The organism is Pseudomonas sp. G5001, from assembly GCF_013385475.1.
In the GTDB taxonomy this organism is placed as follows: domain Bacteria; phylum Pseudomonadota; class Gammaproteobacteria; order Pseudomonadales; family Pseudomonadaceae; genus Aquipseudomonas.
In genome coordinates this window covers 104,746-124,441 of sequence record NZ_JACAPZ010000006.1, presented here as the reverse complement: position 1 = coordinate 124,441, position 19,696 = coordinate 104,746, and the positions used below count along the sequence as shown (strand labels likewise).

Here is a 19,696-nt window from a genome sequence, read left to right as displayed (position 1 = left end):
CGAGTATTCAGAGTACGGCTTTCGAGGGGTAGCGTGTTAACCACACGTCCAATGGAGACTCTGTCATGCCCACAGTACAAAAACCGATCCACAGCGGCTATGGAGCAGCAACCACCGCCGCCGAAGTCATCCGGGGCGTCGATCTCTCGGGCAAGGTGGCGATTGTCACGGGCGGCTACTCCGGCATTGGCCTGGTCACCGCCCGTACCCTGGCTGCCGCGGGCGCCCGCGTGATCGTCCCGGCCCGTGACCTGGCCAAGGCACGCGCCGTCCTCAAACCTTACCCACAGCTGCAACTTGAACCCCTGGACTTGATGGACGCCCAGTCCATCGAACAGTTTGCCGAGCGCTTTCTGGCGACAGGCTGCCCGCTGCACCTGCTGATCAATAACGCGGGCATCATGGCGCCGCCGCTGAGCCGCAATGCCCAGGGCTACGAATCTCAGTTTGCGACCAACCATCTCGGGCATTTCCTGCTTACCCAGCGCTTGTGGCCGGCCTTGCAGCGCGCCGAAGGTGCACGGGTGGTGACGCTGTCCTCACGGGGGCATGTGCACGGCGCCGTCGACTTTGACGACTGGAATTTCGAGCGCCAGGCCTACGATCCATGGAGGGCCTACGGTCAGTCCAAGACTGCCAATGCGCTGTTCGCCGTGCATCTGGATACGCTCGGTGCGGCGAGTGGGGTAAGGGCTTTTGCGGTGCATCCCGGTGGAATCATTACCGATCTGGTGCGGCACATGAAGCCTGAAGTCTTGCAGGCATCAGGCTATGTCGACGAGCACGGGAAACCGGTGATCGACCCTGAGCGGAACATGAAAACCCCGGAGCAAGGCGCGGCCACCAGTGTGTGGTGCGCGGTGAGTGGGCAGTTGGCGGGAATGGGCGGGGTCTATTGCGAGAACTGTGATGTGGCGGCGGCAGTGAGTGCGGAATCGGAAGAGCAGTTGGGTGTCAGGCCGTGGGCGGTGGATACCGGGTTGGCGCAGCGGCTGTGGATACTTAGCGAGCAGCTTGTCGCAGGGCGATAGGCCGCAGTGTGGGGTCAGCTCACTGACCCCATCGGCCCATCAAGAACCCTGCGGCGTTTCTCCGCGCGCCAAACGCGCATTGATATCGTCGATCACCGCCGGCAGTTCGACGATGGTGTCGATCAGGTAATGCGGCCGCGAGCCCTCGAACATCTGTGTAATGCGCGCACGCTCCAGCGCCAGCTCAGCAGCAGGCAGCGCCTTGTATTGCTCGTAGGTCAAACCCAGTGCGTTGCCGGAACAGGTCAATGCCACCGTCCACATGCCGGCGCTACGGCCTTCCAGGATCCCCGGCCAGGTGTCGTCGACCTTCACGCACGCGGCCACATCGCTGACCCCCAGGGCAATCACGTTGGCCAGTGCCTGCGCCGGATGCGGGCGCCCGTTGGGCACTTCGTCGGTCGCCACCACATGGTCGGCGACGTAGCCGTTCTGTCGCGCCAGCTCGACCACCTTGGCCATCACCACCGCCGGGTACCCGGAGCAGGAGCCAATCTTCAAGCCCTGCCCGCGCAGGGTGTTGATCGCCTCAAGGGCGCCGGGAATGACCGCCGAATGCAGCGCGATTTTCTCGATCTGCAACGGCATGAAGCGTTCATACAGTGCGGTGACATCCTCGTCAGTCGGCAAGCGATCAAACACCGCCCGATAACGCTCGGCAATCTGCGGCAGGTTGCACAAGGTGCGGATGTGATCCCACTTGCCCATGCCCATCGGGCCGCGGGCTTCCTCCAGGGAAACGGCGACGCCGAACTCACCGAACGCCTCGACAAAAATCTGCGTGGGGGCGAAGGAACCGAAGTCGACGACGGTGCCGGCCCAGTCCAGGACCACGGCTTGCAGCTTGGAAGGTTGTTGGTAGTGCATGGCAAGTCTCCATTTTCAGGTGTGAGCAGGCCGTCCCTCTCTCAAAGAAGAGGTAAGCGCCTGGTGAGGGTTTAAACGGTCAAGACGATCAGGTGGCCGGGATCGGGCTGGCCTCGAATAGCTCGGCGATCATCGGTCGGTTGCGGCGGATGCCCAGGCAACACAAGTGGTAGTCGATGAAAAACGGATGGTCGACGAAGGTGATCGGCGTGGTGCCCGGGGTTTCGGCGTATTCCACGGCAGACACAAAGCCGATGCCGATGCCCTTGGTGATCGCGTGCACAATGGCTTCGCGACTGTTCAGCTGCATCACGCAGTTCACGGCGATGCCCTGGCGCTTGCAGCTTTCTTCAACCAGTTGCCGGGTGCGTGAGCTTTTCTCGCGCATCACCCACTTTTCGCGGCTGATCTGTTCCACGTGCACCTCTTTCTGCCGGGCCCACGGGTGGTCATCGCGCACCACCGCAATAATCGGATAGCGCCGGTACAGCTGGGTATCGAAGCGCTGGTCGAACTCCGAAAGTGCCAGGATCGCCACGTCGATATCGAAGTTGAAGAGCCGGTCCAGGGTTTCCTTTTCCGGGGAAAACGAGGTTTCCAGTTCGATGTCCGGGTGGCGCTGCATCAGCTCGTAGGTCAGGTTCATCGCGATCGGCGGCGACACTGCGCCCAGGCGCAGCAGCCCGGTCTTGCGCTGCTTGAAACTCTGCAACAGTTGCATGGCTTCATCCTCCTGGCCGAACAGCCCCTGGGTGATCCCGTAAAGGGCGTGCCCGGCGGCACTCATCTCGATAAACCGCCCGCGACGGTGGAACAGCTCCACCGAGAACTGCTTCTCCAGCCCGTTGACCTGCTCGCTGACCGTCGGCTGGCCGACGCTCAGGTATTCGGCGGCGAGGGTGAAACTGCCGGTCTTCGCCACCGCATGAAACGAGCGCAGCCACTTGTGGTACTGGTACATAACGAGTCCTGTTCCTGAGGTCCGCCGGGCCGGTCATCAACGTCGGATAAACAACGCCACCGCTGCGCTGCACAGGCAGGCCGAGGTCACGACGATGAAGATCAGCGAGGTATTGCCGGTACTGTCGAGCATACTGCCGATCAGCGGTTCCGCCAGGCCGGCGAACAGATAGGATGAGAAATTCATCACGCCCGTGGCCGTACCCGCACGCTTGGCGCCGACCAGGTCCGGGCACAGCGCCCAGAAACTCGACGCCGGGCCATACACGAAGAACCCGCAGAGGAACAACGCTACCAGGCCGATTGCGCTGTGGGGCGGCAAACTCCACATCCACAGGCTGGTGGCGGCGCCGAGGAACATGTAGAGCATGATCGCCAGGTAGCGTTTGGAGCCGAACAGCTTGTCCGAGACCCAGCCGTTGCTCAGGGCGCCGATGGCCATGCCCACCGGCAGGGCCACGGTGATCCACTTGGGGTCGATCATGCTGTCGCCGCTTTTCCAGTTGGCCCCGAGGAAGTGCACCGGCACCCAGACGATCAGGCCGTAGCGGGCGGCGTTCTGGAAACCCAGGGAGATCGCGGCGATGATCAGCCGCGGATTTTTCAGCACCGCCTTGTAGCGCTGCGCCGAGGATTCGACTTCGCCGTGGGCCACTTCATGATTCTTGTCTTCGGCATTCGCCACGCCAGTATCGGCCAGGGGCTCGAAGCCCATGTCTTGAGGCCGCTCGCGGGCCACCAGGTAGAAAATAATGCCGCCCGCCAACATCAACAGCACCGGCAGGCGGAAGATCCAGCGCCATTCCAGTTGGAACACTTCCAGCACCACGATGGAGGTGACGTACGACAGGACCGAGGCGCACCCGGCCGCGAACACATAAAAGCCATACACCTTGCCGCGCTCGCCGGCGCTCCACCAATTGGAAATCAGCCGGCTGCCGGGTGCCCAGCCGAGGGCCTGGAAGTAACCGTTGATGCCCCACGGCAGGATCAGCCCGGCAAAGCCGCTGGCGAAACTGGTGACCCAGTTGGCCGCGCAGGACAGCACCGCGCCCAGGGTCATGATGCGGCGGCCGCCGAACTTGTCGGCGAGGTTGCCGTTGATCGCCTGGCCAATCGCGTAGGCCCAAAGCATCGCCGCGGAGGCCCAACCTAGGGTTTCCTTGGTCAGGCCGAACTCGGCCTGGATCCCGGGGATGGCAAAGCCGAAGGTCTGGCGGCCGGTGTAGAAAAACAGATAACAAAACATCGCCGCCAGCAGCATGCGCCACTGGGCTACGCGAAACGATGAGGTACGGACGGCAGGAACAGGCAGCACGTGTGCACGATTCATGATGTTTTCCTTATTGTTATTCGCCCCGGCGACCGTAGCCGCAGGGGGGCACTCTTGATAGGTGCAACAGGAAACGACCGAATTACGGTGAGTCTAGGCCGCTTGCGCGCCGATGAAATTCTTGCCGCGTGCGCCTTGCAGGGCGAAGCGGATCATCGCCTCGGCCTCGGTGGCATTCACGCCGTAGTCGGCAAATTCGGTCTTCACGTCCAGGCTGTGGAGGAAGTCGCGCAACTGCGCCTGGGCCTGCTGCAGGTCGGTGCCGAATACCCGTTGCAGGGTGCGGTCCCGCGCGGCGTCGTGCCCCCATGCCAGGCCCAGTACCAGCGGCAAAGTGAAGGAACAGGCGATGCCATGGGGCAGGCCGTGGTGCAGAGTCATCTCATAAGAGATGGAGTGGGCGAGGGCGGTCTTGGTGTTGGAAAAAGCCAGGCCGGCTTTCAGCGCCGCCAAGGCCATGCGCGAGCGCAATTCCTGGTTGCCGAGGTCACGCCGCAAGCGCGGCAGGCATTCCAGGATGTCTTCGATGGCGGAGATGGCGAAGGTGTCCGAGACCGGGTTGGCGTTGACGTTCCAGATCGATTCCAGCGCATGGGACAAGGCATCCAGCCCGGTGGACACCGTGACCCCGGCCGGCACCGTCAGCATCAACTGCGGGTCGATGATCGCGACTGTCGGCCAGGTGCAGTCCAGGTGCAGCGAATACTTCTTGAGGCTCGCGGAGTCCCAGATCGTCGCCCATGGCGTGACTTCGCTGCCGGTGCCGGCGGTGGTCGGTGCGGCAATCAACAGCTTGTGGCGGGCCGGCGCGAAAGGTTTACCGGTGGCCAGCAACGCCAGCAGCTCGTCGAAATCCCCGGAATCTGTGCCGACGATCAAGGCCTTTGCCGTATCAATTGCACTGCCACCGCCGACGGCGACCACCACCTGGCAGTCACCGGCCTGCAGCCAGAAACGCTCGTAGGTGTCGCGCAGTTGGGCCACGTCAGGGTTGGGCTGTACGTCTTCGATGACGTACACCAGGCGTTCGCCCAGCAGGGCCTGGATGCGGTCTACCAAACCGAGCCCGCGGGCTTCGGGAAAGGTCACGAGGGCGACGCTCTGGCCTTCGGTAAGAGCGGCGAGTTCTTGCAGGCAGCCCCAGCCGAAGCGGGTGTCTACCGGGTTGTGGAAGCGGGCAGTCATGGCGGGTTCCTGGTTTTTGTTATTGGAAGTGCCGCCATAGTCGGGGAGGGTGAGGTGGACCTCAAATCGATAGATTGTGGGGATGGATTGGCTGGGCCGATAGTACAGCCCGACCGTCAGGTGACTTCAGCGCACGTTCCGGAACAACATCAATCGCGCACTCTCATGCAGGCCACGGGTCAGCCCCTGCAACCGCTCAAACTCCTCGGGATACTGCTGAGCCACATTGTCCCTCGGCGTTTGCGACGCCAGGTCATGCAGGGTCGGCGAGCTGCCGTCGTGCTCCATTTGCAGCAGGAAGTCCTTGGTCACGCCGCCGATCAGCGGGAACGTGCCCTCGCGCAATACCAGCGGCACCACGCGCTCGCCTTCCGGCGCAGGTTGCTGGATATCCCGGCCCATCGCGCCATTGCGGAACGGTATGCCCGCCATGCCGGCCACGGTCGGCAGCAGGTCCGCCAGGCCGACGGCTTCTTCGATCACCCGGGGTTGCAGGCCGGGCGCGTGGATCATCATCGGCACGTTGTTGCTTTCCAGCCCAAGCTGCTCGAATGCCGGCGCCATGTGTGGAATCTGGCTGATTCGGGTGTTGTGGTCGCCGAAGAACACGAAGATGGTGTTGTCGTAGTAACCGCCAGCCTTGGCGATTTCCATCAGGCGGCCGATGTTGAAGTCCAGCAGGCGCACGGCGTTGTACTGCTCGACGCTGCGGCTGCCTGCGGCCTGCACTTGTTCCACGGTGAGGTCATGCACCTTGAAGCCATCGTTGGTCTTGGGGATGGTAAACGGTCGGTGGTTGCCGGAGGTTTGCAGGTAGGCGAAGAACGGTTGGTCCTTGGGGATGGCCCGCAGCAGTTCGTCGCCTTCCTTGAACAGGTCCAGATCCGAAACGCCCCACACGTCCACCCGTGGCGAGCGCCAGTGGCTTTCGTCATACAGCTTCACGCCGTCGATGCTCTGGCGGATCAAGGCGTTGATATTCGCCCAGCCGGCATTGCCGCCGATCATGTAGAGCTTCTGGTAGTCCTCGAACGCATTGATCAAGGTGTGTTGCCGGGTGATCAGCGGGTTGCGGGTTGCCGTCTCCTGGCGGGTAACGTCGGGCACGCCGGTGATGCTCGCCCACACGGTTTTGGCGGTGCCGGTGACGGGCACGTAGAAGTGTTTGAAGAACCAGCTTTCCTTCGCCAGCTTGTCGAGGTTCGGCGTGGGGTTCAGCGGGTTGCCATAGGCGCCCACGGCGCTGGTGCCGAGGGACTCGAGCATCACGAAGATCACGTTCGGCGGGCGCTCGCCCTTGAGCCGATAAGGCTGCACGGCTTGTTCACGGGCGAAGTTCAACTGCTCGGGGTCGGGCTGGCTGACCCCCAGATAATTCGCGACTTGCGGGTAATGCTCTCGCACCCGCGCCTCATCGAATTGCGACTGGCCGACCTTGAGGGTGTCGTACAGAAACAGCACCGGGTTGAGGCCCACGGCGGCGATCTGGTTGTTGCCGGAAAAGAACGCGTCGCTCCAGCGCAGAGGCACCGGGTTTTCGATATTGAGGTTGGCGACGCGGCCGAGCAGGGCCAGCAATACCGCGATCACGCCGACGGTGGCCACGGATGCGATGGCCAACTTGCCAATGGGTTTGCGTTCGCCATCCAGGGTGATGCGTTCAAGGCGAACCAGGGCGTAGGTCCATAGGCCGACGGCGGCAAGCCAGCTCAAGGTTATCCACAGCACCGGGTAGGTTTCCCACACCATCTGTTGTGAAATCTGCGCGTCTTCCAGGTAACGCAGCACCGTGGCGTTGATGCGCACACCGAGGTAGGCGTAGTGGCCGAAGTCGATGATGTACACCAGCCCGACGATGGCCAGCGCCAGCAGCAGATAACCCCGTGCCAGCCAGCGCAGGGCGGGGACAGTCACCAGGTTCCAGCGTGGCAGCCAGGCGAGCAGTGCCAGGGGCAACAGGATCAGCACCGCCAGGCGCAGGTCGAAACGCAGGCCGATGCCCACGGTTTCCAGCAGTGCGGGCTCCCTCAGGCCGACCCCGGAAAATCCCCATACAAACACCAGCCGCAGTGCCGCCAGCAACGCAAATACCAAACCGATCGCGCCCACGCCGTAGCGCAGGCGGCGCGAGTGCAACCATCCCATCATTGACCTCTGTGCAATTTTAAAAGAGGGCGCCAGGCAGCCATCGCCAGCATCCACAACCCGGCCACCAGGCAGTAGCCCGTCAGCAGTGGGTCGATCAGATAGTCCCAGTAGTTTTCCGAGGCCTTGAGCCGCAGCGCGAACGCCAGGGTGCCCGCCGCGAGCATCCACACCGCCAGCGTATTACGCAGCCAGAGCTTCAACAGTGCTGCCGCGCCTATCAGCACGATCATCGGCCGAGGGTTGAAACCCCAGCGGTAGGGGTCGAAATACGTCAGGCCCATCGTCGCCGGGTACAGCACCAGGCTCAGGGCGCCAAACAGCAACAGCACCTGGACCTTCTGCGGGCGCTGGAGCGGCTGCACCACGCCCAACCGGCACAGGCTGACCCACACCAACAACACCAGGGTGCTGATGGCCAGGTCATCGGTGAAGCTGCGCACATACGCCGCCAACGGCAGTTCGTTGACCGGGATAAAACTCACCACCACCAACACCGGCAGCAGCCAGGGGCGCCAGGGTGTTGTGACGCGCAACAGGCTGAGCAGCACAAAACCCAACAGCACAAAACTCAAATGCGCTTGCCATACAGAAACCATCACAGGCGCTCCGACAGCCAGGCTTCGTTGAAGCTGACATGTTTGATAAAGGTGTTATTCCACGAGTACACCAGGTGGTACATGCCGTCCGGGCTGCGGCTGAAGTACGGGTACTCGTATTCGAAATCGCAGCCACGGGGCTTGCACACCCGGTAGTCCAGGTTGCTGAGGAAGCGTTGTTCCAGCGGCAGGCGCAGGGCGCCGCTGGAGGCGCGGAAGCCTTCGCCGATGATTTCCTTGTAGGCCTCGGGGGAGAACGGTTGGCCCAAGGGGTCGGGGGATTGATCCAGTTCCACCACGGTGCGCCACTGATTGAGCTTGGCATCGGTGCCGTACAGGCTGAGCTTGAAGCGGCCGTCCTGCAGGTCGTTGAGGGCCACGAGCAAACCGTCGCCTTCAGTGCTGACGGCTGCCAGCGAGGAATTGGGATTGGACGGTTCCAATGGGTAAGGCTCGCTCCAGGTTTGGCCGGCGTCTTCGGTGCGGCTGGCGAGGACTCGGTGATGGGTTTCGCCGGCGTAACGCAGCATGGCGATGGCGCGTTGGCCGTCCTGCGGGACGATGGTCGGCTGCAGCGAGTTCTTCCCACGGCTGATACGGAATTTGTCGACCACCGCACCGTCGGGGCTCAAGTACAGGTACTCGGCGAATTTGCCCATGAACTCGTGGTACACCGGCAGGCCGATGGAACCGTCAGCGTGGAATACCGGTGCGGCGCGCACCAGCGTGCTGATATTGAAGAAAGGCGAGGTGATCAGTTGCCGAGGGGCCGACCAGTTCGTCCCCAGGTCATCCGAGACCATCACGTTGATCGCGCTGGTGGCCCAGCCGCCTACCGACACCGAAACGTAGAACATCCACAGGCGATTGTCCGGTGCCAGGGCGATCACCGGGTTGCCCAGTTTACGGATGTAGCGGTGCGTGCCGTCGCGGGTGCTTTCACGGGTGGCCAATACTTGCTCCGGGCCCCACTCGGCGCTTTTCGCGTCAAAGCGCGCGGTGCGCACCTGCACATCGGCGGCGCCCTCGCGGGACCCGGCAAACCACACGGCCATCAGGTCGCCGCCGGGCAGGGCGGTGACCGAGGAGGAATGCACAAAGTCATTGAGCTGCGAGGAGACAAAGCGGCTGCTGTATTGCGGGGCGGCCTCTGTTGGCGAGCTGTCCTTGGGGCCTTGGGCAAACGGCGCCAATACGTGGGGCGGATGACTTTGCCAGGCAGCGAAAAACACCACCAGCAGACTGCAGATCATTAAAAGCGGGCGCATAGAGAACCTGTCGGGAAAAAGGATTACTGCGCACGGTCATCCGGCAGGCGCCTCCTGCGGCCGGTGAGCATGGATAACGGCAGGTTGTCCCGCACCTGGATACTTTCAAACAACGCCGCCAGCACATGCACGCCTACCAGGCCGGCCAGTACATTGGCGGCAGTTTCGTGCAACAGCAGCGGCCAATCGGCGCCCCACAGGGCGTCGACTTCCTGCATCAAAAAGCCACTGGCACCGATAGCCAGCAGCGCCAGCAACATCAGAATCATCACCAGCGCGCCAATGGGCGAATGGCCCAGGCGGTGCTGCGGCCGGCGGTTGAGCAGTGAACGCACATGGCCCATGAGCCGTTCCGGCGTTGGCCAGAAGTCCGCCCAGCGCGCGCTGCGCGGACCGACAAATCCCCACACCAACCGCACCAGCAACCAGGCCATGGCGTAATAGCCCAGCCATACGTGCCAGTCGTCGCCTGCTTCGTTGAAGAAGTAATTGGCCACAAAGACGCCGGCGATGGAGAGGTGAAACACCCTCACCACCGGGTCCCAGAGGCGCAGGGAGGTGGCTGGCATCAGCCCTTGATCTCTGTCTTCACGGCCTTGCCGGTGACTGGATCGTGGTAGATCTCGACCTTGCGCTTGTCCTTGTCAAAGCCATAGATCTCGTAGCAGTTGCCGTCAGTAACCTTGAACTTGCTGATCTCGTAGCCCTGGGCCTTGAGTTGCTCCTGAAAGGCCTTCTGGTCCTGCCATTGCGAGCGCTCGGCAGTGGTGCATTGCGGGCCGGCGAAGGCCATGGGGCTGGCGATAATCAGCGACAGCAAGAGAATTTTGCGCATGGAAGCACTCTCAGCAGATGTGGGAGATTTCACTGTGCAAAACCAACCTTAGCGAAAGCTTAGTTGGCAACGGCCCGTAACATCTTTCCCGAAATAGCCTCGACGGTTACACGGCATCATGCCGCCGGTTACTCCAGAGAATCAGTTATGCGCCTGCTCCTTGTCGAAGATGATCGTGCCCTTGGCCAAGGGATCCGCGTGGCCCTGGGCGCCGAAGGCTACACCCTGGACTGGTTGCAGGATGGCGTCAGCGCCTTGCACGCGTTGCGCACCGAAAGCTTCGACCTGCTGCTGCTCGACCTCGGCCTGCCGCGCCTTGACGGCCTCACACTCCTGCAAACCCTGCGCGCCGAGCAATACGACCTGCCGGTGCTGATCCTTACCGCCCGCGACGGCACCGCCGAGCGGATCGCCGGCCTGGACGCCGGCGCCGACGACTACCTGGTCAAACCCTTCGACGTCGAAGAGTTCAAGGCCCGTGTGCGCGCCCTGTTGCGCCGCAGCCAGGGCCGCGCGCAGCCATTGCTGGAGCATGCGGGCGTGAGCCTGGACCCGGCGACCCAACAGGTCAGCTATCAAGGCGAGGACGTTGTGGTGACGCCGATGGAATACCAACTGCTGCACCAACTGATGGTGCGCCCCGGCAAAGTCGTCACCCGCGAGCGGTTGTCCCGCGCCCTGTACGGCTGGCAGGACCGCGTCGAAAGCAACACCCTCGAAGTCCTTATCCACAACCTGCGCAAAAAACTCTCCACCGAACTGATCCGCACCGTACGCGGCGTGGGCTACGTGGTGGAATTCAAGCCATGAACTCGGTCCGCGCGCGCATCCTCATTCCGGTGCTGGTGCTGATCCTGCTGGGTGATGGCCTGATCAGTTGGCTCGTGCTGCGGGACAGCCACCACGAAATCGAAGAAGTCTACGACGCTCAACTCGCCCAAAGTGCCCGTTTGCTGCAAGGCGTACTGCGCCAGCGCGACCCCGGCGATGCCGACTGGGACCGCCTCTACCAGGCTTTCGATCAAGCCATGAGCCGCGTCGGCGAAGACGGCGCCGCGCACCCCTACGAAACCCGCCTGACCTTCCAGGTATGGCGGGCCGACGGCCAACTGCTGGTGCGCTCCACCGACGCGCCGATCCTCAACGCACCGCCCACCACCCTCGGGCCTCACGACCTGATGGAAAACGGCAACGACTGGTGCGCGTTCATGCTCGCCGACATGCAACAAGGCCTGCTGATCTGGGTGGGCGAGCGCGACGACATTCGCCAGGACGTGATCCAGCGCATCATCCGCCACACCCTCTGGCCCATCCTGATTGGCGTGCCGCTGCTGGCGTTGTTGATCTGGCTGACCATCGGCTGGGGCCTCAAGCCCCTGCGCGCCATGGCCCAGGCCATTCGCGGGCGGGACAGCAATACGTTGCGACCGCTGCAGCTTGAGCCATTGCCCACGGACCTGGAACCGATGCAAACCGCGCTGAACCGGTTGTTGGTGCAGGTGGATGACCTGCTGGAGCGGGAGCGTCGGTTTATCGCGGACGCGGCGCATGAACTGCGCACGCCGTTGGCGATATTGCGCATTCACGCGCAGAACGCCCAGAGCGCGGGTACCGGGGAGGAGCGGCGAGAGGCGTTGGACTTCCTGGTGAATGGCGTGGACCGGGCGACGCGCATTGGCAGCCAGCTGCTGACCATGGCGCGGATCGAGCCGCAGTTGAACAACACCGTACGAGTGCGTGTGCCTTTGACGGAGTTGGTGCGCGAAGAACTTGCGGAACTGACGCCCCTGGCGATGGAGAGAGGCGTTGAGTTGGTGCTGGAAGGGGATGAGGAATGCTGGATTGAAACGGACCCCGTGGCGTTGGCGATTGCGCTGCAGAACCTGGTGACCAATGCGCTGAATTTCTCGCCGGCGGGGAATGAGGTGAGGGTGATGGTGCGGGGGACGGATTCAGGAGGGGTGCAGCTGTGTGTGGAGGATGCGGGGCCGGGGATTGATGAGGGGGAGATTGGGCGGTTGTTCGAGCGGTTTTATAGCCGTGGGAATGCAAATGGGGCGGGGTTGGGGTTGGCGATTGTGCAGATGATTGTGGGGAAGATCGGGGGGCGGTTGGAGTTGTATAACCGGGAGGTGGGTGGGTTGTGTGCGCGGTTGAGTTTTAGCGCCTGCGTGCTGAAACCGGTGGGAATACCACACCGTTGAAGGTGTGGGTGCAGCAGTTGCAAAACGGCTTCATGAGCGCGGGTGTCAGTTGTGGGTTAACCTTTTGCAGCAGGCCGGCCTCGTCGACATACAAGCCGCTGTAGTAACTGGATTCGTCCGTTCGTACGTACTCTTTTTTGTCGCTTTCATGCAGAGCAACCATCCAGAACACAGGTTCCGGGCGGTCCAGGCGGGCGTTGGCTTCGCTGAACACACCATCCCAATGATGGCCGACCTTGGACAGAAGAAACCGAAATAGTGGCGTGTAATCGAGACCGTGCCGGTGATGGCTATGCATTGATCCACGGCTGAGCATGGAATTCTTTTCGCTTTTACTATGGCGTTGTTGCCTGTAGGTGCGGCAACTGCCGTGACGCACGTTGTGCGTCCGGGTATTGACTGAACGGTAGAGAGGGGGCTTTTTCATTGGAGTCCTTTATGGTTTCTTGGAGGATTGGGGCGGCCATGTGCCTTGGTAGCTGAAAGAGATTTGGTAATCGAAGTTCACGGGTTCAATTACGTGCTGGAAATGCGGTTGGATAGTCGCTATCCAGCTTGGGCGAACGTTGAACACGTCCGCATATATCGCCGTTTCTTGACTCAACCCTAGTGTTTCAAAAAAGCTCTCCGCGTCATCAATATCTGCCGAGTATTCATCTGCCTTCACGTAATTGCTTTGCTTGTCGTACCAATGCAATCTGACTTTCATAACCATGATGTGTTTTCCACTTATCTGTATATGCGGCGTTCGGGTTTTGCTCGACCTCGGCGCTCACCGGTGTAGGGATCGAATGCGTCTAGGTGGGCAAGGTCACTGTTTCGATAGACTTCTAATTCGCCTTTCTTGGAATCCCACTCAAATATTTTCCTCCCTTTGGCATCTATCCAGCGCTCGCGTAAGCCGCTACCGCCTTTTCTAGGTGTCACGGGTCTTTGGTCTATCAGACCTGGAAAGCCTGTTATGTCTGCAGCGTTGGGGGCCGGGAAATAATCATGGTCCGGGTTTTTAAGCCCCTTTCGTGGTTCGTTAACCACCACATACAGCGGCCGAACCCCCGACTCCACCGAAAAAACCAGAATAAAATCCCGATACTCCGGCGGATAAATCGGGTTCACCAGCATCTGTTTGGCCGCCTCCGTCGGCGGATAAATCCACATCACCGGCGCTTGTGGTGCAGCCTCCAATGCCGGTATGCCAAGGGTGTCGCCAGGATCAATGGCCGGCGTCCAAATCAGCTCCACACCCTCGCCAAGATCCGCCACGAACTGACTGTCACGACGCTGAAACTGCACCACATCGATCATCTGCCAGTCGGTATTTTTACCGGTGTAAAACCCATATCCCTTCAGCGTCCCATCGGCGCGTTGCTCGATATGCAACCGCATCCGCGAACGGGCTTTTTGCAGGTGACGAAGCTGCTCTTCGCTATAGAGCGCACTGTCGCCAAGCTCCGACGGCCAGGCCAGCGCCAACAGCCCTGCAAGCAAACCCCCAGCGGCGGCACCGACCGCCGCAGCCGTGGATTCCAACACGGCTGTGCGCAGTACAAGCTGGCCTAGCCCAACGGGTAGGGTGCTATCACTGATTTTCTTGAGGGAGACGCCGCCATGGCTGTCCACTTCCCGTCCGCCTAACAGCGTGAAGTGGCCGTAATCCTTGATCAGCTCAAGCGGCACATAACCGGTGGGGTTGTTGTAGCTGATGATCCCGTCGGGCAACTGGCACGACTTGGCGAATACATGGCCTGGAATTCTCGCGGGTTCAGGCGTGGGCGCGGGAGGGGCTTCATACAAATCAATGAACGGTGAATACGGAATCTGCTTAGGCTGCGGCGTCAGGATTCGCCGCTTCAGCTGCTCTTCTTCGGTAATTGGATACGCGCGCTCTGTCATGGCTGCTCACTTCCCTGTGCAAGGAAGCGAGCCTATGAGAGCGGAGAAGAACCTGAAATTCTCGTTGTTCGATGGGAGGTGTGGGAAAAGTCACTTTAGCAATCGCTACATTGATTCAAGCACGCTTACTCTGCCTGAGAGCGCTGTATCTGCGCGCCCAACTGCGCGGCTTTATTACGTAACCCGTCCAACCGGTCGTTCAACTCCTTGTATCCAGGCTTCCAGAAAAAAACGCCGCCTTCGCTGCTTTGTCCAAGAACGAGGTCATTGAACGAGCCCATTCCGCCGTATGCAGAGCGCAAATAGGTGATTCCGGAGTAATCGGATGCTTGCAATAAGGTTTTGGCCTTACGCATCCATCGGCTCCAGTGATTGTCCCCATCGCTTTCCAGCAGGATGGCAAGTTCCTCAAGCACATCGATTAGCTCTGCGGTTTTTGGGCCCATAGTGGGAAATCCTTAAAAGCGGAGTTTTCGTAACGGTTCAAAGCACATGCCGGGAAATCACCCTCGATATCTCAACAATCGACGTCTTCCCCGTGAACTCAAACTTCACTTTCCCCACCGCCGAAAAGTAAATCTCCAGCTCCGAATCCAGATCGAACGTCCCGGAGGTTTCCACCGAATACGCGACGATGTTTTTGTACGGCAGGGACGTGAAGTCTTTTTTGCTGCCGGTAATCCCTTGCACGTTCACGGCGATGATGCGCTTGGTGGTGAACACCACCCCATCGCGCATGGCCTTATAGGAATCGATGACCTGCTCATCATCCAGCAGCAATGACGAAACGCGCTCGGCGTATTCGTTGTTCTGCTTGAGCTTGAAGAAGCCTTTGTTGTTGAAGTCGATCATGTGCCTTTCCTTGGGTGAGTGGTGCAGCAGATGCCGGTACCGGTGTATGACGTTTTGCTCGCGGATCTGTATCTAACGGCGTTCCTTTTATCGACCTACCATGGCGCCAACAACCCGCCGGCCATCACAAGGTTTTACGTCGTCAAGGAGCCACACCATGCCCGAACTCTCCAGCCTGCTTGCCTACGGCCTGATCTCGCTCGGCATGGTACTGACGCCCGGCCCGAACATGATTTACCTCATTTCGCGGTCGATCTGCCAGGGGCGATTGGCCGGGCTGATTTCCCTGGGCGGCGTTGCGATGGGTTTTGTCGTCTATATGTTCTGCGCGGCATTGGGTATCACCGCGTTGGTGATGGCGGTTCCCTATGCCTACGACGCGCTGCGGCTCGGCGGGGCGCTGTATCTGGTTTACCTGGCCTGGCAGGCGGTGAAGCCGGGTGGCCGGTCGCCCTTCCAGGTGCGGGACTTGCCCAAGGACAGCCCGCGCAAGCTGTTCATGATGGGCTTTGTCACCAACCTGCTGAATCCCAAAGTGGCAGTGATGTATCTGTCGTTGCTGCCCCAGTTTATCGACCCCAACGGGCACGCCAGTGTGCTGTCGCAATCGCTGGTACTGGGCTTTACGCAGATCATGATCAGCGTGAGCGTCAACGGGCTGATCGCTCTGATGGCGGGCTCGATCGCGGGGTTCTTCATCCGCAAACCGGTCTGGCAAACCGTACAGCGCTGGTTGATGGGCTCGGTGCTGATGGGCCTGGCTGTACGCATGGCGGTCGAAGGCAGGCGTTAAAGGATCGCCTTCAGGTAATCCTTGAGTGCGTTGAGCGGGGCATTGAGTTCTTCGAGTGTCGTCGCTTGGCGCGCATCCACCGCAAGCCGTTGCAGCTCGCGGCCCATCACGGTGTGTGCACCGCCCAGGGATTCGAGGGCCAATGCCAGGCACTCGTCGATCTTATGCTGGATGACGTTGATATCGCCCTTGCGCACCAGCAAGCCAAACACCTCCCGCTCATAGCCGTCCATGACCAGGTCGTCCCGCAGAATCGGGCTCGCGCCTTCGGTCTCATGCACCAGCTTGAGAGCAAAAAGCGCTACAGCTTCCAGCGTCTGTTCCATGGCCAAGGTTCCTCTTTTCTCGCGTTCGCCCGCCCATCATCACTTTCCTGCAGGCGAAAAAAAGACCTTGGACTTCAAGGTCTTTTTAAGATGGTCGCCTCATTGGGAGGGCCAAGCTATTCAGCAACCTTGAGGGCCATAGGTGTTTCAAGTTCGTCCATACACGTGACCATAGAGGGAGGTTTGTGTGACGACGTTTTGTTGCAACTGTTGCCCTGTGAAGATGGCGGGCCGCGACAAGTATACTTACGCAGTGTGCTTACTGTCTGCCTTTGAGGTTGATCCAAACATTGGCCGAGATTTGAAGGGGAGGCAGGGTCGTACGATCAATGTCCAGTAGGCGCATCATATCCTTGGTCGGGCGCGCCGCTCAGTCCAGGGCAACGCTGGTCACTGCGCTTGGCGCTACGGCAGGCTTATCGAATCGAGCGCTCATGTGGTGTCAGAATTTAGGGGGGCTGAGAAAATCCCTACACATTTCTTTACTTTTGTACTGTTTATATGTACAGTTGTTTCTCGCCAGGAAGGCGAGACGATTTAATTTAAGGAATAAGGTAACCAATGTATCAAGATACTCCATATGTGTTTATGCCAAGCGCATCGCTCGATAACGGGCCACAGCTAAGATCAATCATTCAGGCTGGATATCGTTGGATTCAAATCAATCGGGACGTATGCCCGATCAAGACCCCCGTATCTCTCAATAAGTTGGATTTAACTCCGGCTCATGGCCTCATCATCGAGCCAGCACCGGGGATTGAAAAGGTACGAATTGATTCAAGCGGAATCGGCCGCAACCCCAACTCCCCTACCGATCCAAGTTATGCTGCGTTTGATTACCAAGGAAAGGTACGCCCGGCAAGTTATCTTGTTCGCGCAGCAGGTCTGAATCAAACTGAAATTTTCGTCGCTGACGCGACAAAGTATGTGGCGGGGGATTGGATTGTAATTTCGGATGCATCGACTAGTTTTGCAAGTATGCCTCTGCCACTCGACGGACCGATGGAGGTTCGCCAAGTTCTCCGCGTGCTTGGTGGCTCCTTGGTAATTAATAACGCCTTGAAGACGGCACATCCTAACGGCGCTATCGTGGCAACTTGTGTGCCGATTCGTAACGTCTTTATTCGAGGTCTTGAATTTACGGGGAACTCCGCCGTAGGCGTGCATTTACATTACGCTCAGCATTGTACAGTGCAGAACATCACGTCGGTTAATTGGAAAGGACGAGCGCTTGTTCTTATTGATAATGGCGGCAATAACAACTCTGTGATCGACTGTTATTGCACCGGCACTGTGCCAGGCGGTGGGCCAGAGCAGAATGCTTGGGGTGTTGTGATGGAAGGGCAGGACTCATCCCGCATGATAAATAGCGGCGGCGAGCTTTGTGGGAATGGCAGTGCAATGAATTACTGCATTGACAGCGTGTCGGTCGACGCAAGGGCTCGTCGCAATAATGTTAACGTTGGAGTCTACACTCAATCGCTGAGAAGTGGCTTTCTTCGCCCGAGGACCGACATGCCTCTCATCCTTGATCGTTACGAAAGCCCGGAAAACACTGAATGCTATATTTCTAATATGCAAAGTTTTTCTTAAGCGAGTGGCGCATTGTGTTGAGGGGTACTATTGTAATTTAGTCTTCAACTGTAAGCCTTGAAGCTCTCGAGTTGAGATAGTCATTCTGCGCCATTGATGAAACCGCCCCGCCCAAAAAAGCGGGGTGGTTGCTATTTGTTTGGGATAAAGATTTCTGCAGATCCGCTAATGACTTTCTTGCCTTTTACGCTACAGATAGTATCGAAAAAAACTCGGCGTTTTTCCAAGTCTACTTTAGTTACTGTAACTTCGGCAACGATAGTGTCGTCAATATAGACGGGGCGTAAAAAATTCAGGCTCTGCGATACATACACACAACCAGGCCCCGGGATTTTTGTGCCGAATATGGCAGAGAAAAAACCAGCAGACATTAATCCATGTGCGATACGCTTGCCAAACCTTGAAGCCTCAGCATATTCTCTGTCGACGTGTACAGGGTTGTGGTCGCCACTAATACCTGCAAATGCCTTGATATCAGCGTCCGTTATAGTTTGAGAGTAGCTTGCCTTCATTCCAACTGTAATTTCAGCAATGGGAACGGACCCCATGGTAAAGTCTCTCATCAGCTGCCCAGTCCCTTTCGAAGTGGTTTGGCCGGGTTTCCGACAACTACGGTGCCCGGTGCAACGCTCTTGGTCACTACGGCTCCCATCCCAACAACAGCCCCTTCACCAATGACAATTGGTTTTTCTGGTGTTCCCTGCTTAATAATGGCACCTGTTCCTATATAGGCATGATCTTCTATGGTGACGTTACCGTTACATTTTACGCTTGGTGCGAAAGTTACGAAGTCACCTATCGTGCAATCATGTGCGACATAAGAGTACAGGTTGGCGTGAAAGTATTTCCCGATTTTTGTATTGGATGTAATGGTTGTGAATGGGCATAAAATTGCGCCCTCACCTATTACGTTGCAGTCTAAACTTACACTGTTATTGATGGAGTGTATTGTGAATGGCAGCGCTCCCGAAGAAATCATTTCGGCGGCAATTCGCTCGCGAATCCTGCTATTACCTATGGCGATGTTGAAGAATTTTTCGCCTGATGACAATGCATTGAATTCAGCGGTGGTCATCACTGCTACGCCGTTAATCTCTGCCGCTTGCGATCCATCATCGACAAATACAATCTGAAATTTTTCCTCGCTGAGCACGCCGAGTTTCTCTCTTACGAGTGGCAGCACTTCTCGGCCAAATCCCCCAGCTCCAACAATTGCATAAGTATTCATGTTGACTCCTTTTAACGAATTTGGGCAGCTGTCAAGTCACGGCCGGCCCCGAATGAAATTGCTTCGTCACCGACGAGTTGTTGTGTGCCTGCCTTTTGTCATCGTGCCTGGGCTATACCGTCAAAACGATGCGCTGCATGACGATGTTCCTTGTGATTGTCTATCGTCTTGTAAAGAGGCGGCGGTTCTAAAGGGGTTGATTGTACTGTGTTCTGTTGTAATGAGCTTCTACCGGGTGCTCACCTTCGTGCTGAGCTCTGGCCTGAAGCGGCCGGTCAGGGCGTCGCCTGACGCGTCCTTGGCTCGCACATGGATCATGTTCCGCAGTGACTGGCAGGCTTGCTTGCGGCGCACGGAAGTAAGTACGAGCGACGTCATAGGTCTCACAGCACTGCTTGGCTTCGGGTTCAAGTGATAACAGGACTGTGTCAGCGAGAAGGGCGCGCTTGATGCCGGACCGCTTCAATTTTCATGGAGCCAAGTTCGTATTTTTGGCGAACATACATCAACGCCGAATAAGACAACAAGGAACATACTGGAAAAAGAAGGGATAAGCAGAAACAAGAAAGCCGGCGCAGTGGCCG

General features: G+C 59.0%; 22 protein-coding genes. 5 read left to right on the top strand and 17 right to left on the bottom strand.

Annotated features, from left to right (window positions below):
* Nucleotides 1-65: 65 nt before the first annotated feature.
* Nucleotides 66-1,031: an oxidoreductase gene (locus tag HX805_RS05520; protein ID WP_177116674.1), complete on the top strand. Its 966-nt coding sequence runs from the start codon at nucleotides 66-68 to the stop codon at nucleotides 1,029-1,031.
* Nucleotides 1,032-1,070: 39 nt separating this feature from the next.
* Here the strand turns inward: HX805_RS05520 and phnX are convergent, their stop codons facing one another.
* The 9 genes from phnX to HX805_RS05475 form a co-directional block, all read right to left on the bottom strand.
* A complete protein-coding gene (gene phnX, locus HX805_RS05515; protein ID WP_003210349.1) occupies nucleotides 1,071-1,898 on the bottom strand; it encodes a phosphonoacetaldehyde hydrolase in 828 nt (275 codons plus the stop codon).
* Nucleotides 1,899-1,986: 88 nt separating this feature from the next.
* Nucleotides 1,987-2,859, bottom strand: coding sequence for a LysR substrate-binding domain-containing protein (locus HX805_RS05510; protein ID WP_087695146.1), 873 nt, complete (start codon nucleotides 2,857-2,859; stop codon nucleotides 1,987-1,989).
* A 36-nt stretch (nucleotides 2,860-2,895) separates the two neighbouring features.
* Entirely contained in the window at nucleotides 2,896-4,191 is a 1,296-nt protein-coding gene (locus HX805_RS05505; RefSeq protein ID WP_003210345.1) for an MFS transporter, read from the bottom strand.
* Nucleotides 4,192-4,284: 93 nt separating this feature from the next.
* Entirely contained in the window at nucleotides 4,285-5,376 is a 1,092-nt protein-coding gene (psrA, locus tag HX805_RS05500) for an iron-containing alcohol dehydrogenase PsrA (RefSeq protein WP_003210343.1), read from the bottom strand.
* 126 nt (nucleotides 5,377-5,502) lie between these two features.
* Complete coding sequence (locus HX805_RS05495) at nucleotides 5,503-7,521, bottom strand: LTA synthase family protein (protein ID WP_177008164.1); 2,019 nt, start codon at nucleotides 7,519-7,521, stop codon at nucleotides 5,503-5,505.
* Nucleotides 7,521-8,120 carry a hypothetical protein gene (locus HX805_RS05490; RefSeq protein ID WP_177116673.1) on the bottom strand — a complete coding sequence of 200 codons (600 nt, stop codon included), beginning with the start codon at nucleotides 8,118-8,120 and terminating at the stop codon, nucleotides 7,521-7,523. The genes HX805_RS05495 and HX805_RS05490 overlap by 1 nt, the downstream gene beginning before the upstream one ends.
* Nucleotides 8,120-9,388 carry an exo-alpha-sialidase gene (locus HX805_RS05485; protein ID WP_102606350.1) on the bottom strand — a complete coding sequence of 423 codons (1,269 nt, stop codon included), beginning with the start codon at nucleotides 9,386-9,388 and terminating at the stop codon, nucleotides 8,120-8,122. Before HX805_RS05485 ends, HX805_RS05490 begins: the two co-directional genes overlap by 1 nt.
* Nucleotides 9,389-9,411: 23 nt before the next feature.
* A complete protein-coding gene (locus HX805_RS05480; RefSeq protein WP_003210336.1) occupies nucleotides 9,412-9,957 on the bottom strand; it encodes a cytochrome b/b6 domain-containing protein in 546 nt (181 codons plus the stop codon).
* Nucleotides 9,957-10,223 carry a PepSY domain-containing protein gene (locus HX805_RS05475; RefSeq protein WP_003210334.1) on the bottom strand — a complete coding sequence of 89 codons (267 nt, stop codon included), beginning with the start codon at nucleotides 10,221-10,223 and terminating at the stop codon, nucleotides 9,957-9,959. The genes HX805_RS05480 and HX805_RS05475 overlap by 1 nt, the downstream gene beginning before the upstream one ends.
* A 147-nt stretch (nucleotides 10,224-10,370) precedes the next feature.
* Here HX805_RS05475 and HX805_RS05470 point away from each other — a divergent pair, with 147 nt between their 5' ends.
* Together HX805_RS05470 and HX805_RS05465 are read left to right on the top strand one after the other, a co-directional pair.
* The gene (locus HX805_RS05470) at nucleotides 10,371-11,033 is read left to right on the top strand and encodes a response regulator (RefSeq protein WP_087695141.1); all 663 of its coding nucleotides are present in this window, start codon (nucleotides 10,371-10,373) and stop codon (nucleotides 11,031-11,033) included.
* Nucleotides 11,030-12,427 (top strand): sensor histidine kinase, encoded by a 1,398-nt coding sequence (locus tag HX805_RS05465; protein WP_177116672.1) that lies wholly within the window; start codon nucleotides 11,030-11,032, stop codon nucleotides 12,425-12,427. Before HX805_RS05470 ends, HX805_RS05465 begins: the two co-directional genes overlap by 4 nt.
* Here HX805_RS05465 and HX805_RS05460 read toward each other — a convergent pair.
* From HX805_RS05460 to HX805_RS05440, 5 genes are all read right to left on the bottom strand, one after another.
* Nucleotides 12,384-12,854: a hypothetical protein gene (locus HX805_RS05460; protein WP_087695139.1), complete on the bottom strand. Its 471-nt coding sequence runs from the start codon at nucleotides 12,852-12,854 to the stop codon at nucleotides 12,384-12,386. The genes HX805_RS05465 and HX805_RS05460 overlap by 44 nt on opposite strands.
* Before the next feature lie 9 nt (nucleotides 12,855-12,863).
* Entirely contained in the window at nucleotides 12,864-13,142 is a 279-nt protein-coding gene (locus HX805_RS05455; RefSeq protein ID WP_177116671.1) for a colicin E3-like toxin immunity protein, read from the bottom strand.
* Nucleotides 13,143-13,156: 14 nt separating this feature from the next.
* The gene (locus tag HX805_RS05450; RefSeq protein WP_177116670.1) at nucleotides 13,157-14,320 is read right to left on the bottom strand and encodes an S-type pyocin domain-containing protein; all 1,164 of its coding nucleotides are present in this window, start codon (nucleotides 14,318-14,320) and stop codon (nucleotides 13,157-13,159) included.
* A 125-nt stretch (nucleotides 14,321-14,445) separates the two neighbouring features.
* A complete protein-coding gene (locus tag HX805_RS05445; protein WP_008438441.1) occupies nucleotides 14,446-14,766 on the bottom strand; it encodes a hypothetical protein in 321 nt (106 codons plus the stop codon).
* 37 nt (nucleotides 14,767-14,803) lie between these two features.
* The gene (locus tag HX805_RS05440; protein ID WP_003210321.1) at nucleotides 14,804-15,172 is read right to left on the bottom strand and encodes a PH domain-containing protein; all 369 of its coding nucleotides are present in this window, start codon (nucleotides 15,170-15,172) and stop codon (nucleotides 14,804-14,806) included.
* Nucleotides 15,173-15,329: 157 nt separating this feature from the next.
* Here HX805_RS05440 and HX805_RS05435 point away from each other — a divergent pair, with 157 nt between their 5' ends.
* On the top strand, nucleotides 15,330-15,965 hold the full coding sequence (locus HX805_RS05435; protein WP_102605677.1) for a LysE family translocator: 636 nt from the start codon (nucleotides 15,330-15,332) through the stop codon (nucleotides 15,963-15,965).
* Here HX805_RS05435 and HX805_RS05430 read toward each other — a convergent pair.
* On the bottom strand, nucleotides 15,962-16,291 hold the full coding sequence (locus HX805_RS05430) for a hypothetical protein (protein WP_008438439.1): 330 nt from the start codon (nucleotides 16,289-16,291) through the stop codon (nucleotides 15,962-15,964). The genes HX805_RS05435 and HX805_RS05430 overlap by 4 nt on opposite strands.
* A gap of 561 nt (nucleotides 16,292-16,852) precedes the next feature.
* Between HX805_RS05430 and HX805_RS05425 the strand changes: the two genes are divergently transcribed.
* The gene (locus HX805_RS05425) at nucleotides 16,853-17,884 is read left to right on the top strand and encodes a hypothetical protein (RefSeq protein WP_177116669.1); all 1,032 of its coding nucleotides are present in this window, start codon (nucleotides 16,853-16,855) and stop codon (nucleotides 17,882-17,884) included.
* A 131-nt stretch (nucleotides 17,885-18,015) separates the two neighbouring features.
* Here HX805_RS05425 and HX805_RS05420 read toward each other — a convergent pair whose 3' ends face one another.
* Complete coding sequence (locus HX805_RS05420) at nucleotides 18,016-18,447, bottom strand: MaoC family dehydratase (RefSeq protein WP_087695135.1); 432 nt, start codon at nucleotides 18,445-18,447, stop codon at nucleotides 18,016-18,018.
* The gene (locus HX805_RS05415; protein WP_008438437.1) at nucleotides 18,447-19,112 is read right to left on the bottom strand and encodes an acetyltransferase; all 666 of its coding nucleotides are present in this window, start codon (nucleotides 19,110-19,112) and stop codon (nucleotides 18,447-18,449) included. Before HX805_RS05415 ends, HX805_RS05420 begins: the two co-directional genes overlap by 1 nt.
* Nucleotides 19,113-19,696: the final 584 nt, after the last annotated feature.